Source organism: Rhizobium sp. CB3171, assembly GCF_029714265.1.
Taxonomy (GTDB): Bacteria; Pseudomonadota; Alphaproteobacteria; order Rhizobiales; family Rhizobiaceae; genus Rhizobium.
Map to the genome: position 1 here is coordinate 1,283,424 of NZ_CP121653.1, position 16,651 is coordinate 1,300,074.

Genomic DNA, 16,651 nt, shown 5'->3' on the forward strand with positions numbered 1-16,651 from the left:
CGGTTTCGCCGGATATTTTTCGAAGCGGCGCCTAAGCGCCGCCGAACTTCTTGGAGATGACCGATGCGAGTTCGGCCACGGAGTCCTCATGCCAGCCTTTAATGTCGACAACGGTGGTTTCTGCCGCCACCGCGTCGCCCCAGCCGAACAGCAGCTTGCGAGCGCGGGGATGATTGGCCTGGCTGCGCAAGAGTATCACAGAAGGGTCCTTGCTCTGCACCGGCTTGTAGCTGCGCGCAGCCGCCACCAGCAGATCCGTCACCGCCGCATTGGCCTCTTCGTCAGGTGAATATTGCCCGGCTTTGACGCCGAACATTTTCAGGAGCGCGAGCGAGAAATTGAACTCCTTGAGGAACACGATCAGCGGCATCCGGCCCGACAGTACCTTCTTCGTGAAGTAGACCAGGCGTTTGACGCGCCGCTCCCTGTTCCACCGCTTCTGCTCCCTTTTTGGCAGCGAGCGGAAGTAGCCTGGCGCCCATGTATCGATGATTGCGGTAAAGCTGACATCAGCCCCCTTCTCCCGCAACTGCCGGGTTACCTCCATCGCCAGCGTCCCGTTGACGCAGAGCCCGGCGAGGCCAACAGGCCCGGCGCTGACATCGATCTGCATGGCATCGACCGCATAGCGGGCAATATCCTCGAGCCGCATACCAGCCAGATTTCCGAGATCGGTATTGAACATGTTGATGTTGTGAACCGACACCGTATCCGGCAATTCGTTTGCCAGGCGGTAATAGAGGAAGGGATGGTTGAGCGTATAAACCGAGGCCGGCCCTGTGCCGCGTTTGCAGGTGATCATTTCCCAGGGATTGGCGATCGCGGCGGCGGGTTCCTCCGCCTTCGGCGTGTCGAAGATCGCGGCGGCAAAGCCCTCGAGCGTCGGCTCCTTGAACAGAAGTTCCAGCGTCGGCTTGACGTTGAATTTGTCCCGCACGGCCGACAGCAGCCGCAGCGCCAGCAGGGAATGACCGCCGAGAGCGAAGAAATCGTCCTTCGGCCGTACCTGCGGAACTTGGAGAATGTCCTGCCAGAGGGCCGCCAGCGCAGCCATCTTCTTCGCCACCGGCGTATCGGCCGAAGCCTGGCTCCCGGAAAGCTCCGTTGCCGATGCGTCCTTGGCGGCAGCAACTGCTTGCCGTTCGGGCACGGTCAGCGACGACAGCATTGCCTCGGGATGGTCGAGGGCGACCTCATACGCCTTCTGCCAGAGCTGCAGCAGGCTTTCGATCGTGCGCGCATCGAAGAGATCGGCATTGTATTCGATCGACATGCGCCAGCCCGTCGGTCGGCCGATCATGATGAAGCTCAGATCGTAGATGACGCCGGGCGATTGCGACGGCGAGCTGATCAGCTCGAAGCCGCCATAGCGATGATCCTCCAGAAACGCCTTCTGCAGGTTGAAATTCACGGAGATCAGCGGATTACGCGAGGGATCGCGGACCGGGTTGATCAGCTCCACCAGCTTGTTGAACGGCATACGCTGATGGTTCAGCGCCCCCTCCACCGTCTCGCTGACCGAATGGATATGCTGCGCGAACGAGATGTCGGAAGAAAAATCGAAGCGCAGCACAAGATTGTTGATGAAGACGCCGATCAGATCTTCGAGATCGGAATGTTCGCGGCCTGCCACCTGTGAGCCGAACATCACGGTCTCGGCATTCGTCAGCCGATGCAGCATGGCGCTGATGATGGCGGCGCCGTAGCTGTATTGCGAGACGCGATGAGCGCGTGCGGCGGCATCCATGCGCTCGCTGAAGGCGAGAGGCTGCGCGACGGAGAGAATATTGCCGTGATTGGTCTTCACACGGCCGCGCGGATGGTCCGGCGTCACTTCGAAGTAAGGCGCGCCGGTGAGCTTCTCCCGCCAGAAGGTCTTCTCCGTCTCGAAACCGTAGCTCTGCAGATATTCCTGCTGCCAGAGAGCATAGTCGCCATATTGGAGCGGCAAATCAGGGAGGACAGGCTGCCGGCCGGCATCGATGGCGGCGGCGATTTCCCCCACTTCCCGTCCGAGCACGCGGATCGACCAACCATCGAAGCAGCTCTGGTGGGCGGTGATGAGGAGAACCCCGCGGTCATTTTCGGCCATCAGCAGCGAGACTCGAAAGAGCCCGGGCTTGCTAAGGTCGAAAGGAGCCTGTGCCGTCTCCTCGCCGATCGACAGGATTCTTGTCTGGCGCTGATCGGCCGCCATGCTGCGAAGATCGATCACCGACATCTTGAAATCGATCCGGTCCACCGCCTGCTGGAAGGGGCGGCCTTCCCTTTCGATGAATCGCGTCCTCAGAATCTCATGACGCTGGATCACCTTGCGAAAGGCCGCCTCGATGGTCGCGGCTTTGAACGCGCCGCGAATTTCCCAGCGAACCGCAACATTGAGCGCTGGATTGCCGGGGAGCAACTGGTCGAGAATCCAGCAGCGCAATTGCGTCTGCGTGCAGGGAAACTCGCCGATGATCTCCAGATCGGCAACCTGGCCTACGGGGCTGTTTTCAACACTACTCATATTGCCCTCTCCAATCCGCGGCGTGCGCCGTTACGGAAGTCTTTCAATGATGGAACGTGGAACTGAGCCGGGTCAGCCTTGATCTCCCCTTGGCTGTCTGCAAAGGCCGCCAGCTCGGCTACCGAGGGATGACGCAGCAGATGCTTCGCCTCCAGTGGCAGGCCGGTGTCGAGCATGCGGGCGGCGATGCGGAAGATAGTCAGCGAGTCGGCACCCAGCGCGTAGAGATTGTCGTCGACGCTGATATCTCCGAGGTTCAGCACCTCCTCCCAGATCGTCAGGATCCGCCGCTCCGTCTCTGTCTTGGGTTGAACCTTGACGACTGCAGCCTCGCGCTGCGGCACGCCGCGCAACTGCAGGCTCTTCCGGTCGAGCTTGCCATTGGCAGTCTGCGGCAGCTCGCTTTCAGTCACCCAGAAGCTCGGCACCATATGGCCGGGAAGATTGGCCTTGGCATGTGCGGCAAGATTGGCCGGCGAAAGCTCGATGCCGCTGATCGTGGGTACGACATAGCAGACGAGAGAGCAGTCGCCCTTCTGGTTCTCCGCCGCAACGACGGCGCATTGGCGAACGCCTTCGGCTTTGGAGACGACGGCTTCGATGTCGCCGAGTTCGATGCGGAAGCCGCGAAGCTTGATCTGCTGGTCGCGTCGTCCGAGCAGTTGCAGCGACCCGTCGGCCAGGCGCCGGCCGACATCGCCGGTTTTGTAAAGTCTCTTCGGCCTGCCGGTGGCGAAGCAGAACGGCACGAAGGCTTTCTCGGTCAGGTCAAGCCGGTCGAAATAACCGTTCGCCAAGCCATCGCCGCCGATATGCAGCTCGCCGGTTACGCCAATCGGCGCGATGCTGTTGTTCTGGTCGAGAATATAGAGCTGGGTGTTGGCGATCGGGTGGCCGATGGTGATCGGCTGATCCGCATCGGTGATCCGCTGCAGCGAAGACCAGATCGTCGTCTCCGTCGGGCCATACATGTTCCAGAGCTCGCCCCCGATCGTCAGCAGCGATTTCGCCAGCTCCTTCGGCAACGGTTCGCCGCCGCAGAGCATCTTCAGATTCGGCCGCTCCTTGAGGCCCGCCTCCGTCAGCATCTGCCAGAGCGTGGGGGTTGCCTGCAGCACCGTCGCATTATGCTCATTGATCAGCCGCACCAGCGCGAAGCCATCCTGCACCTGCATCCGGTTGGCGACGACGACCTTTCCGCCCGATATCAACGGCAGGTAGATTTCCAGCCCGGCGATATCGAAGGAGATCGTCGTTACGGCAATCAGCGTGTCATTGGCGGTGAATCCCGGCTCCTTCGCCATGGAAAGGAGGAAGTTCGTCAGCGCCCGGTGGGACACTTCGACGCCCTTCGGCATGCCGGTCGAGCCGGAGGTAAAGATGATATAGGCCGGAGCCGTGGTGTCAGTCGGCAGGCTCTTCAGGGTGGCCCCTGTCATCGAGCCGATCGCCTTCGCGTCCTTGTCGGTACGGATGATCGGCGTGCCTGAGGCTGCAAGCCGTGCCATCTCGTCGCTATCGCAAATCAGGCCGCCGACGCGGGCGATATCCAGAGTCTGACGCAACCGCGGCTCAGGATGGGCCGGGTCCATGGGCACATAGGTGTGCCCGGCCTTCATGACCGCCAAGAGAGCGACGATCATTTCCAGCGAGCGCTCGACGAGAAGCGCGATGCGCTGCCCGGGTTCGGGGATCGCCATCTGCAGATAGAGGGCAAGCTGGTTGGAGCGGGTTTCGAGTTCGCCGTAGGTGATCGTATGGCCGTCATGTTCGGCGGCGACGGCATGCGGATGTTCTGCTGCCTTGCGGGCGAAGAGCGAGAAGGCAAACTCATCATGATTGTAGTCCATCGCCGTATGATTGAGGCTTTCGATCAGCCAGGATTTCTCGTCCGCCGTCAGCAGCGACAGTTCGGAAACCTTGCGCTCCATATCTTTCGCGAGTGCCGCAGCCAGCGTCGAGAAATGGCCTATCCAGCGCTCGATGGTGGCGCGGTCGAAGACGTCGGCATTGTAGTCGACATCGATGCGAATGTGATCCGCGGCCTCGATCATGTTGAAGAACATGTCAAAGTTGGAGAAGGCCTTCGCATTCGGCTCGATCGTCGGCTTCAGGTTGCCGAAGGCGCCGCCGCCGGCCATCCGCTCCAGGTTGAACTGGATCTCGGTGAGCGGCAGGCGCCGCGAGTCGCGTTTGATCCCGAGTTTGCGCACCAGCGTGCCGTAGGTGTAGTCCTGATGCTCAAACGCCTGGAAGACTAACTGTTGCGTTGCCTTCAGGTGGGTGACGAAGGATTCTGTTGACGTCACGGTCTGACGCAGCGGCAGGAGGTTGACGCAGTGGCCGACGAGGATCTGGTCACCGACCAGGCTCTGGCCCGCAGAAGGGATGGCGATGACGATGTCCTCCTGGCCGGAAAGCCGCGAGATCGTCACCTGCAGGGCGGCAAGTAGGGTGGAGAACAGCGTTGCACCCGATTTTGCTCCCGCCTTCTTCAGGGTCTTATAGACTTCCTCGCCGATGAAGCCGGTGCAGGTTCCGCCGGCAAAGCTGCGATATTCCGGGCGCGGCCGATCAAGCGGCATTTCCGGCAGATCGGGAACCGTCTTGAACTGGTCGAGCCAGAATTGCTCCGTAGCCCCGGACTTCTCCGGCTTCGGTGCGAAGTCGGTCGAATAGGTGGCGAAGGACAGAGCCGATTCGAAGTGCGGCGTGTCGCCCTGCTGGTAGGCGGCGTAAGCCGTCGACAACTCATCGACGAACACGTTGATCGACCAGCCATCGCAGACGATGTGGTGGCCCGTGAAGACGAAGACATGCTTGTCGTGACCGAGCTTCACGATGCTGGCACGGACCAGAGGACCGTTCACGAGGTCGAACGGCGTCAGCGCCTCGTCTTCGATGATCTGACGCAGATGAGCTTCGTTAGCACCATCGACCAGCGGCAGATCGAGTTTGAAATCCGGAATGAAGTGGAAGAACTGACCGCTGCGATCAAAACGGATATGGAAGGCATCGTGGCGGTCAACGACGGTATCGATGGCTTTGCGGAACGCTTTCTCGTCGAAAGCGCCTTCGAGCTTCAATGAAAAGGATTCGTTGAACGAGCACGAGGCTTCGTCGCCGGCCTGCGCCGCCAGCCAGATTTCCGTCTGCGCCTCTGTCAGCGGTGCGGATTGCGGCCGCGGTGCGCGCGCCACGACCGGTATTTTCGTTTCCACCGATCGGGCTGGTTTATCTTCGGCAGGGGCGAGGATTCCCACCGACTGCAGCGCGTCGAGAGTGTCGCGGAAGGCCTTGGCGATCGTCTGGAAATCGTCTTCGCTATGGGCCGTGGTCAGGAAGCATGGATAGCCTTCCTGGATGTGGACGCCGTTCAGGCGCATCTGAGCATAAAACAGCGACCCCAGCGAATCCTGGCTGCTGAAGTCGGCGGCGAACCAGCTCTTATAGCCGTGAACGACATCGGCAATGCCGCGCCTTGCGAGTTCCGCCTTCATTTCGGCGACGAGTGCCTGGGTTCGTTCGGCGACGCGTCCATAAAGCTCCGCACCCTCACCCTTGATGTGATGCAGGACGGCATGTGCCGCGGCAAGCACCAGCGGGTGACGTACGAATGTGCCGGCAAAAAAAGTCGGGGCGGTCATGGGAACGGAGTCATCGCCGTAATTCCAGTGGCCGCCGTCGAGAGCATCCATGAAACGTGCGCTTCCAACCAAGACTCCGATCGGCATGCCGCCGCCGACAACTTTGCCATAAGTCGCCATATCGCCCTTGATGCCCCAGATCGCCTGCATGCCGCCGGGATCGACGCGGAAGCCAGTGACGACTTCATCGAAGACCAGGGCGAATTCAGACTTGGTGGCGACATCACGCAGCTCACGAACAAATTCGATCGGCTGCAATTCCGGATGGCGGCTTTGGATAGGTTCAATGATAACGGCCGCAATTTCCTCAGCATTGGCGCGGATGAAATCGAGGCTTTCCGGTGCGCCGTAGCGCAGCACGGTCATGTTGGATACCGAGCCCATCGGAATGCCGGAAGCGATCGGCAAGGCGATCGGCCGGTCGGCCCGATTGCGGCCCTTGACCAGCACTTCGTCGAACTGGCCGTGGTAGTCATTGGCGAAGACCACGATGCGGTCGCGGCCGGTGACGGCACGGGCGAGACGCATGGCGGCCATGACGGCTTCCGAACCGGTGTTGCAGAAGGTGACGCGCTCATGACCGGTCACTTCGGCGATCATTCCGGCGACCTCGCCGGCGAGCGGCGTTTGCGGGCCGATGGCAAAGCCGATATCGGCCTGGGCCTTGATCGCATCGATGACGAAATCCGGGGCGTGACCGAAGGCGGTCTGCCCGAAGCCGTTGACTAGATCGACGTATTTGTTGCCGTCGACATCCCAAATATGTGCGCCCTTGGAATGGTCGCAGACGATCGGGAAGACCATTTCCTTCCAGTCGGCGCGGAAGCCCGAAGCCGTGCGCGGGTCGGCAAGCCAATGGCGATTGGCCTTGGTGAAGGCCTTGGACTTGGCGTTCTTCGCTTCATAAGCGGCGGTCAGATCGGCGATGAAGGCCCGTTTCGCATTGGTTATCTCCGGCGCAAGGCTCTTTGCGCCGGGACGGTAGAGCTTGATACGCTCCGTGCCGAATTCGGTCTCCGCTGTGTCCGACGCCGGCTTGACGGCTGCTGGAGCGGCAGGCGCGGCAGCAGGAGTGATGACGGGCACAGAAACCGGCGGTGCAACTGCTGGGATCGCCGCAGCGGCGGCCGGGACGAGCGCCGTGCCGCCCTGGAGGATCGCCAACTGTTGGGCAAACAGCGACTGTGCAAGCTGGATCTGCGATTGCAGCACAGCAGCCAAATCGGGCGAAGCGGCAGACATCATCGGCATCGGCGCGACTGGAAGCGCCGCCGGGACAGCGATTGGTGAGGGTGCCGCTGCAGCCGGCGCAGCGGGAGCGACAACCTGCGCCGCTACCGGTGCCGCGACTGGTTTCACGGCATCCGGCGGCATCTGCTGGTCGAGATGGAGTGCCAGATCGGCGACCGAGGGAATGTTGCTGAGCAGCTCACGGAAGGAGAGTTTAACCTTGTATTCCTTCTCAATACGCTGCGCGAACTGGCCCACGAACAGTGAGTCGAAACCGAGTTCGAGGAAAGTCACGGCCCGCTCGGTGACCCCCAACGTCTCCCCTGACATTTCGCTGAGCAAGGTCAACAGGGAGGTTTCAAGTGTGAGGACGCGATCGGAAAGAGAGAGTGGTGTTACGACGTTCATGGCTTTGTTCTCATCGACAAGGTTGACATCGGCTGCGAAAGAGGCAGCGGGCACAGGAACTTGAGCGGGCAGAGCCGGTTGGCTCGCCGCGCGGCGGGAGGATTGCGGCGCATCGATCCAGTGACGCTGGCGCTGGAACGGGTAGGTCGGCAGGCCCAGGCGCTGCTGGGCGCTGGCGGGCAGAGCCGGCCATTCCAGCGGGTAGCCGGCCATCCAGAGCTTTCCATGTGCTTCCGCCAGGGTCTCGGAAGCGGCAAAGGCGCGGTCATGCTCAGGCAAGGACTGCACGATGGCGGCAACACCGTCACGTGCAATCGTCTGCGCGGCAAAGACCGATAGTGTTCGGCCGGGGCCGACTTCCAAGAGCACCGGTTTGCGGCCACGGCAGAGCGTCATGAGCCCATCGGCGAAGTGAACTGCGTCGCGGCAATGCGTTGCCCAATAGTCCGGCGAGGTTCCGCGTTCGCCGGTCTGCCAGTCGCCGGTGACGCAGGAAATATACGGCATGGTGGCCGTGCCGTAAGTGGTCTTTGCCGTCTCTTCGCGCAGGGCAATAACGGCGTCATCCATCATCGCCGAGTGGAAGGCATGCGAAGTATGCAGCCGGCTGAAGGCAATGCCGGCGGATTCGAGCACGGTGCAGACCGTATCGATATCTTCGAACGGCCCCGAAATGACGGAGAGTTTCGGCGCATTGATCGCAGCGATCTCGACCTTGCCCCGCAGATGCATGGCGACGGTTTCGGCATCGGCGCGAACCGACACCATTGCACCCTGCGGCTGGTTCTGCATCAGCCGCCCCCGGTTGGCGACCAGCCGCAAGCCGTCTTCGAAGGAGATGACATTGGCGAGCGTTGCGGCGACGAATTCGCCGACGCTATGGCCGATCATCGCATAGGGCTTGACGCCACGGCTCAACCACAGCCGCGCCAGCGCGTATTCGACGAGATAGAGGCAGGGCTGAGCGATGCGCGTCTCACGCTGCTCGTCGGCCATGGCCTGGGTCACCGGGCCGGTGTGGCAGATATAGTCGCGCAGATCGACGCCCAGCGTCATCTTCAGGAGCTCGGCGCCGCGGTCGATCCAGCGGGCGAATTCCGGCTCCGCGCTATAGAGACCGGCGCCCATGCCGGCATATTGAGCGCCCTGCCCCGGAAACATGAAGGCGACGGGCGGTTGATCCGCGGCAACGAGCGGCTGGTAGCGCTCCGCCGTCAGGCGATCGATCGCCTCCTCCGTGGTGCTGGCGGCAATGGCGAGGCGATGATTGAACTCACGCCGGCCGGTCTGCAGCGTATGAGTCACCTGCGCTAGAGGCAGCCCGGGATTCTTGGCAAGATGGTCACCAAGATTGGTGCGCATCGCTGAAAGAGCGGCTGCGTTGGGTGCCGAAAGTGGCAGAAGGTATGGTCTTTCCCGCTCATCGACAGGCTCGTCGCGAAGAACCGGCGGCTCCTCGACGATGACGTGAATGTTCGTGCCGCCGACACCGAACGCACTGACGCCGGCGCGGCGCGGCCCTTCCGTTTCCGGCCAATCGATCATTTCTGTCGGAATGTAGAAGGGGCTGTGATCGAGATCGATGCGCGGATTCGGTTTCTCGTAGTTGGGCATGGGCGGTATCTTCGCCTTGCCCAGCGCAAGCGCGGTCTTGATGAGGCCGGTAACGCCGGCGGCGGCGTCCGTATGGCCGATGTTGCCTTTCACCGATCCAAGCGCGCAGCTTGCCGGCGCGGGCGGATCCTCCGAAAAGGCACCCTTGAGGCCGCTGAATTCGATGGGGTCGCCAAGCGGCGTCGCGGTGCCGTGGCATTCGACATAGCCGATGCTTGCTGGTGAGACGGCGGCATTGGCAAAGGCTGCCGAAATCGCTTCGGCCTGGCCTTCGACGCTCGGTGCGACGAAACCGACCTTGTCGGAGCCATCATTGTTGACGCCATAGCCTCGGATAACCGCATAGATATGGTCGCCATCTCGCAGCGCATCTTCCTGGCGCTTCAGAAGCACGACGCCGGCGCCGCTCGCGAAGACTGTCCCGGCAGCGTTTGCATCGAAGGGACGGCAGGTGCCATCAGGCGAGGCCATGCCGCCTTCCTGATAGATATAGCCACGCCTTTGCGGGATGGTGATTGAGACGCCGCCGGCAAGCGCCATGTCGCAGCTATAGGTCAACAGGTTCTGGCAGGCCTGCGACACGGCCAGCAGCGAAGTGGAGCAAGCCGATTGCAGCGTGAAGGCGGGGCCACGCAGATTGAATTTATAGGCGATGCGTGTCGCAAGCGTGTCGTTGAGTGCGCCGACAAGATGTTGGAAGCAGCCGATCTGATAGTTGGAGGTAAATTCCTCCGCCTTGGCGCGATCGCCCAGAACGTTGTTGATCAGATAGGTCGGCATCGAGGAGCCGGCGAAGACGCCGATCATTCCGGGGTAACGCTGCGGATCGTAGCCGCCATCTTCGAGCGCTTCCCAGCAGATTTCCAGGAAGACCCTGTGCTGCGGGTCAGTCAGCGCCGCTTCGCGCGGATACATTCCGAAGAAATCAGCATCGAACAGCTCGACATCGCGAAGATGCGGCCGGGCCGGAACAAAATTCGGCTGCGCGCGCTCCTCGTCGGTAAAGGCATCTTCGAGTTCTTCCGGCGAGAATTGCGAGAAGGCATTCCGCCCCTCACAAATCAGTTGCCAAAGCGCCTCCACCGAAGGCGCTCCCGGGAAGCGACCGGACATGCCGATAATTGCGATACCGCCCGAATCCTGATTGTCCCAATCCTGATTGCTATCGAAATCACTCTCATCGCCATTGGCATGACCGGTTTCATAATCTCTCGTCATGAAGAACTCCTGCGGAATTGGGACATGGTCTTTCTCTGAAGAGCTGCGCGCTGGGCGGCGGCGATAGCCCGTGCCGAACCCGAAGCCTTGCCGTCGACGTGGCGCGCCAATTCGCGGATCGTCGGATGCTTGAACAAGGCAACGACGTCGACGGAACGTTCGAGCTCGGCCTCAAGGCCTGCATGGATTTCCATGAGCTGAAGCGAGGTTCCGCCGAGGTCGAAGAAGTTTCTGTCGAGGTCGATTTTTCCCGTGCCCAGCGCGTCCTGCCAGAGCCTTGTCAGAAGTGTCTCTGTCTGGCTCTTGGCGATGGCATCAGGCGCAATCTCGATCTGCTCCATAGGCGGCGGCTGAAGCTTGGAGCGATCGACCTTGCCGGCCGGCGTCAGCGGAAATGCGTCGACGACCACGGCCGCGCTCGGGATCATGTAGGCTGGAAGTGCCGCGCGTAGCGCTGCCATGACGCTTGGCACGAAATCGGGACCTGCGCTCCCCTGACGGGGGCACAGGTAGGCGACGATGCGCTTCAGCGTCGCGCTTTGGACGTGGCAAAGGACGATGCCGTCGGCAAGGCGCGGATCGCGTCTTAGCGTGGCCTCGATTTCATCGAGCTCGATACGTTTGCCATTGATCTTGACCTGCCGGTCGCGACGTCCCTTGAAGGCGACCATGCCGTCCGCATGCAGAACGGCGAGATCGCCAGTCAGATAGTATCGCTTTTGTCCATTGTTCGTGCCGATCGTCACGAACTTCTCCGCGGTCATCTCCGGACGTTTGAAATAGCCGATCGCAAGCCCGTCGCCCGATATCGCCAACTGCCCCTCGGTCCCGTACGGGACCTCCCGCAATTCCTCGTCGAGAACGGCAATGCCCGTATGCGCGATGGCTCTGCCGATCGGCAATTCCTGCCCGGAAAAATTCGGAGGCACTTCGAATGCTGTCGCGAAAACCGTCGTTTCGGTCGGTCCATAGGCATTTGTGAGCTTGCAGCCAGGAAAGCGGTCGAGAAAACGGCGCGCATGAACCGCCGATCCGACGTCGCCGCCGAACAGGACATGGCGAAGCTGCGGCAGGTCGCCGTCCGCGTGGTCGGCAAAGACGTTGAAGAGCCCTGTCGTCAGGAACATGATGCTGACGCCGGTTTCGCGTATGAGGTTGCAGAGCCGAGCGACGGAGAAGCTGGTATCCGGCATGCCGACAAGCTTGCTGCCGTTGAGCAATGCCCCCCAGATCTCCAGGGTCGCGGCGTCGAAGGCGATCGTTGCGGTGTGCAGGACCACATCATCAGGCCGAAATTCGACATAGGTCTGATCCAGGACGACGCGGGCGATACTGCGATGTGCGATCGCGGTGCCTTTCGGGCGGCCGGTCGAACCGGAGGTGTACATGACATAGGCCACATCATCGCCGCCGATCTTGACGGAAGGCCGCGGCTGGGGCGGACGGATGGTCATTTCCGCAATGATGGCGCTCGCCTCGATGACGCGGCCGCGCATGCTGGGAACGATGCTGATCTTGTCGCCATAGGCCGAATCGACAAAGACCACCTTCGGCTCGCATTCGCCGATGACGTGATCGAGGTGCTCGATCGGAAAAGCAGGATCGAGGGGGAGATAGGCGCCGCCGGCCTTGAGAATGGCGAGCTTGCAGACGATGGCATTGAGGCTACGCGGCAGGAACAGGCCGACGATGTCGGCCTTGCGGATGCCGAGTTTTACGAGATAGGCCGCCAATGAGTCGGAGAGCCGGTCAAGTTCGCGGTAGCTGAGTGCCGAATCGCCGAAAACGACAGCGGTGGCGTGCGGCGCGGCCAGGGCCTGTTCATGCACCATGTCATGAAGGTTGCGGTCTCGGTCGTAATGCATGATTACGGGAGAATTGGCTTTCTCTTCAGAATCGAAATCGATCATCGCTGTGCTCCGGGCTACGTTTGCTGCCTGCGACGGCACGATATCTGTGCCTTATCGTCGCCTGCAGAATTTCACGCTGCCGGAAAATCACCAGTTGATCATTGGGATGACTGCCCTCCTCAACGAAAGTCTTAAGCCTTAGCCGACGTAGACATTTCGTCGGAGGAGGCCGCCGAGGCGGCCGCGAGCTGGCCAAAAGCATTACGGGTGAAGAAGATTGGGCGGGTCGTGCGAACGCACCCCGCCTCAAAAGGAAGTTTCTTTATTTCCGCTCATATCAAGGAGTGCAGACTACGGGCGCCTCTGCAGAGAGAATGCACCAAGGCCAGGCGCCTATTTGAATTGATAGGCCCTGACATAGTCGACAAACATGAAGCAGGGATCCGGGGCGACCATTTTGGTGACGCTGTCGACGATGCCCAGATTCAAAAGAATATACATCGGCTGGCGATGTTCCGGCAGGACTTTGGTCTTCCAAACGAATTTGCCGTCGAAATACATGCGTATGAAATCGGTATCGATCTTTACGCCGTAGGTGTGCATGTCCGTCGGGCTTGTCGTTTCATAGACATTGATGCGCGAAAAATCGGACTCATGCTTGCCGCCGCGGTGCCAGACATGCACGGTAGAGGAATAGGCACCCGGCTTGTCGCCATAATATTCGATGACATCGATTTCGGCCGTGGATTTCGAGCGGTCCTTCCCGATCAGCCAGAAGGCCGGCCAGACGCCGGGGCCGTCCGGCAAGCGGGCGCGCATTTCGAAATAGCCGTATTCCTGTGAAAAGCCATTGCCCTTCGCATCGACCGAAGCGAGCAGACCGGAGCGCCATTCGCCTTTGCCGTCGCGCGCCGCCGTGATGCGCAACATGCCGTCTTCCGTCTTGAAGGGGAAATCGCCCTTGGGGTCGGTAAAGCGCGCTCCGCCGAAATCACCGTTCCAGGGTGTGTGCGCGATCCAGCGGGTGCCCGGCCCCCAGGGTGAGACGCTGAGGCTGTCGAAATTATCCTCGAAGGTCAGCGTCATATTGCTAATGTCGAGCGCGTCTCCCGTGTCGCCCGCTTGCGCGGCAAGATCGCTGCCAAGCAATGCAAGCGTGGCGCCAAAGCCTGCACGCAGAAATCCGCGGCGGCCGATCGACCATGGTCGTCTATGTTTGAACAAATGATCCATACTCTGACGCTAACGCGGCGGCGCCTATCCGGTACAGAACCCATTTCGGTTTATGCGGTACCCCAAAGGGCTTAAGCGCGGCGGAAATACAAGCCAGCCGGCGCCGTGATAGTTTTTGTCCTGATGAAATAGACGATATTTCGGAGCGGACGGCATATGAATTTCATGGGTTTACTAACGTTTGTCGTCGGCGTGGCCATGCTGGCTGCGCCCGTTCGATGGTCGTTTACCGTCATGATCCTGTCTACGGTGTTCGGCGCGGCTGCCGCCTTCAGCGTGCCGGGCCTTGGCGGCGCATCGGTTCTGGTGCCGAGCCTTTTTTTGCTGTTCTTCGGCGTGCGCTTGTTCCTGGCCTATGGCGAAGGACCGCTTTTTGCTGCCTTGGCGCCGCCGCGTCCCGGTTTCTGCCTTCTGGTGCTGACCCTCTTCGGCTTGGCAACAGCCGTCTTTTTCCCGCGGCTGTTCCAGGGCATGACGGAGACGATGACCGTCGAGCGGGCGGTAGGCGGGCGCAACTTCATTTCGCTGGTGCCGCTGAAGTTTTCGTCAAACAATATCACCCAATCCGTCTATGCGATTGGTGGCCTCGTCTGCTTTGCGGCCACTTTTGCCTTCATTCGCAAAGGCGGCACTCCCACCAATCTGATCAATGGAATGCTGGTGGTCGCCAGCGTCAATCTCGGCTTCGCCCTTGCTGACATTATTACTTATTTCAGTCACACGGAATTCCTTCTCGGTTTCGTGCGAACCGCCAACTATGCGCTGCTGACCAATGCCGAGAAAGGTGGACTGAAGCGGATCTCGGGGACATTTCCTGAAGCGTCGGCCTTTGCGGATTTCACGCTCGTACTTTTTGCAATGACGGCCAGTCTATGGCTAAGCGGCATCAGATCCCGCGCCACCGGCATTATCGCCGGCCTGCTTCTGGTGGCCCTGATCCTCTCGACATCGGCAACAGCCCTCGTCGGCCTTGGCCTGGTCTTGCCGGTGCTTTGCCTGCAATCTTTCCTGGCTTCGCGCAACGAACCAGGCACCGGGCGGCCGGTTATGATCGTCGCCATCATGGCGGCAATGCCGCTTGTCATTCTCTTCGTCCTGATCGCCATGCCCGATCTTGCCAACGGCTTGCACGACTTCCTCGACGAGATGCTGTTCTCGAAAGCCGACAGCCAGTCCGGTCGCGAGCGCTTCATGTGGAATTCCATGGCCTATCAGACATTCATCGACACCCAAGGCTTCGGCGCGGGATTGGGCAGCGCGCGTGCATCGAGCTTCGGCCTCGTGCTGCTTTCCAATCTCGGCATTCCCGGCGCGCTGATCTTTGCGCTCTTCGTGCTGCTGATCCTGAAAGCCGATACCCGGCCGAGGAACCTGCCATCCCGGGAAGCCGCGGCCGTTGCCCGGGCCGCCAAGGCCGGGTTCATCACCGTGCTGGTGTCCGCGGCCACGTCAGGCACCGTCTATGATCTCGGATTGATGTTCTACATTCTCGCAGGCAGCGTCTCCGCCCTCACGGTCCCATCTCTGGTTCGCGCGCACGACGCGCCGGCGGCGCGCATGCGGCAAATTGGTATTGTCGGGAGATTGCCGTGAAGATTGTCGTATTCAACGTCAAATACAGCGAAAATCTTGGAGACGGTCTGCTGGCGCAATGCGTCGAGGCTGGGCTGACCAAGGAAGGCGGCCATATCGAGGTGGAGACGATCGATCTCGCCGGACGGGAAGGTTTCGGGACGAGCGGAGGAAGCGGCCGGCGTCAGCAGGCGCTGAAGGTGCTGCACCGGCTGCCCGGCTTCGCACGACGTTGGGCCGTAGGCTATGTTCTCGGACGCTCGCTTCGGAAATTGCGAGGCCGATGGGATGCCAAGATCGCTGCCGCGGATGCGGTGGTGATTGGCGGCGGCAATCTCTTTCAAGATGACGATCTCAATTTCCCCCTGAAAGTCGGCACCGTGCTCGATAGCGTCCGGCGCCACAATCGGCCATTGGCGATCTATGCAGTCGGTGTCAGCGGCCATTGGTCCGCACCGGCGGCGCGCCTCTTTGGCCGGCTGAAGCAGACCAATCTCGTCCACCTCTCGGTGCGCGACAGCTTCGCCCAAGACAGTTGGCGCCGGCACTTTCCTAATGGGCCGGAAGCGAAGATCGTTCACGATCCAGGATTGCTCGCACGGACGCTCGTCAGTGATGATTGCAGTCCAGCGTCGCCGAAGCGCCGGCCAATCATCGGCCTGTGCGTGACGGAGCCGGTCATTCTGCAACGGCATGCCAGCCAGAAGGCCTCTGCCATTCCGCTGCAGGACATCGCCGAATATCGGGATCTCATTCGACTGTTGGTGCAGGATGGATATCGCGTGTGCTTGTTCTGCAACGGCGCCAGCGAGGACCAGATCTTCGCCCAACGAATAATGGACGAGGTCCTGATGCACCGTCTCGCCCTATCCGGCGCGCTGCAGCTCGCCCCGCGTCCACGCGCGCCGGAAGAGCTGATTCGGATCCTGCGGTCGGCCAATGTCATCCTCGCCCATCGGCTGCATGCCTGTATCGCCGCCTATTCCCTGGGGATTCCTCATGTCGGGCTGGGCTGGGACAAGAAGGTCGAGGGCTTCTTCCGATCGGTTGGCCGGCAGTCCTACTTCCTCAACGGCAGCGGGACGTCGGTATCTGATATTGCTCGATTGTTAAGGGCGGCCGATTCGGAAGGAATCGAATCGCACCACCATCGGGTGATTATGGCCGAGGCAGAAGCTGGAATTGCCGATATGCGTCGGAATCTCACCCGGAGGGATCAGAATATCGCCGCCGAGATGTCCTCCGTAATACGAAATGATCATCGCGCGGCGGCATCGAATTAATACCAAGAAATTCCGGGGTAATTACCATGTATAATGAGCGATGTTAGATGCTTTAATCATATGACAGGCAAATTAATCGCCGTGTGA

6 protein-coding genes are annotated in these 16,651 nt (G+C 60.8%); 2 read left to right on the top strand and 4 right to left on the bottom strand.

Annotated features, from left to right (window positions below):
• Positions 1–31: 31 nt before the first annotated feature.
• The 4 genes from QA648_RS25305 to QA648_RS25320 all read right to left on the bottom strand — a co-directional run bounded on the left by QA648_RS25305 (position 32) and on the right by QA648_RS25320 (position 13,700).
• Positions 32–2,509: a condensation domain-containing protein gene (locus QA648_RS25305; protein WP_283054154.1), complete on the bottom strand. Its 2,478-nt coding sequence runs from the start codon at positions 2,507–2,509 to the stop codon at positions 32–34.
• Positions 2,506–10,626, bottom strand: a complete 8,121-nt coding sequence (locus QA648_RS25310) for a non-ribosomal peptide synthetase/type I polyketide synthase (protein ID WP_283054155.1) — start codon at positions 10,624–10,626, stop codon at positions 2,506–2,508. Before QA648_RS25310 ends, QA648_RS25305 begins: the two co-directional genes overlap by 4 nt.
• A complete protein-coding gene (locus QA648_RS25315) occupies positions 10,623–12,536 on the bottom strand; it encodes a non-ribosomal peptide synthetase (protein ID WP_283054156.1) in 1,914 nt (637 codons plus the stop codon). The genes QA648_RS25310 and QA648_RS25315 overlap by 4 nt, the downstream gene beginning before the upstream one ends.
• Positions 12,537–12,869: 333 nt before the next feature.
• Complete coding sequence (locus tag QA648_RS25320; protein WP_260305045.1) at positions 12,870–13,700, bottom strand: glycoside hydrolase family 16 protein; 831 nt, start codon at positions 13,698–13,700, stop codon at positions 12,870–12,872.
• A 165-nt stretch (positions 13,701–13,865) separates the two neighbouring features.
• Between QA648_RS25320 and QA648_RS25325 the strand changes: the two genes are divergently transcribed.
• Together QA648_RS25325 and QA648_RS25330 are read left to right on the top strand one after the other, a co-directional pair.
• Positions 13,866–15,302, top strand: coding sequence for an O-antigen ligase family protein (locus QA648_RS25325; protein ID WP_283054157.1), 1,437 nt, complete (start codon positions 13,866–13,868; stop codon positions 15,300–15,302).
• Positions 15,299–16,564, top strand: a complete 1,266-nt coding sequence (locus tag QA648_RS25330; RefSeq protein ID WP_283054158.1) for a polysaccharide pyruvyl transferase family protein — start codon at positions 15,299–15,301, stop codon at positions 16,562–16,564. The genes QA648_RS25325 and QA648_RS25330 overlap by 4 nt, the downstream gene beginning before the upstream one ends.
• Positions 16,565–16,651 lie beyond the last annotated feature (87 nt).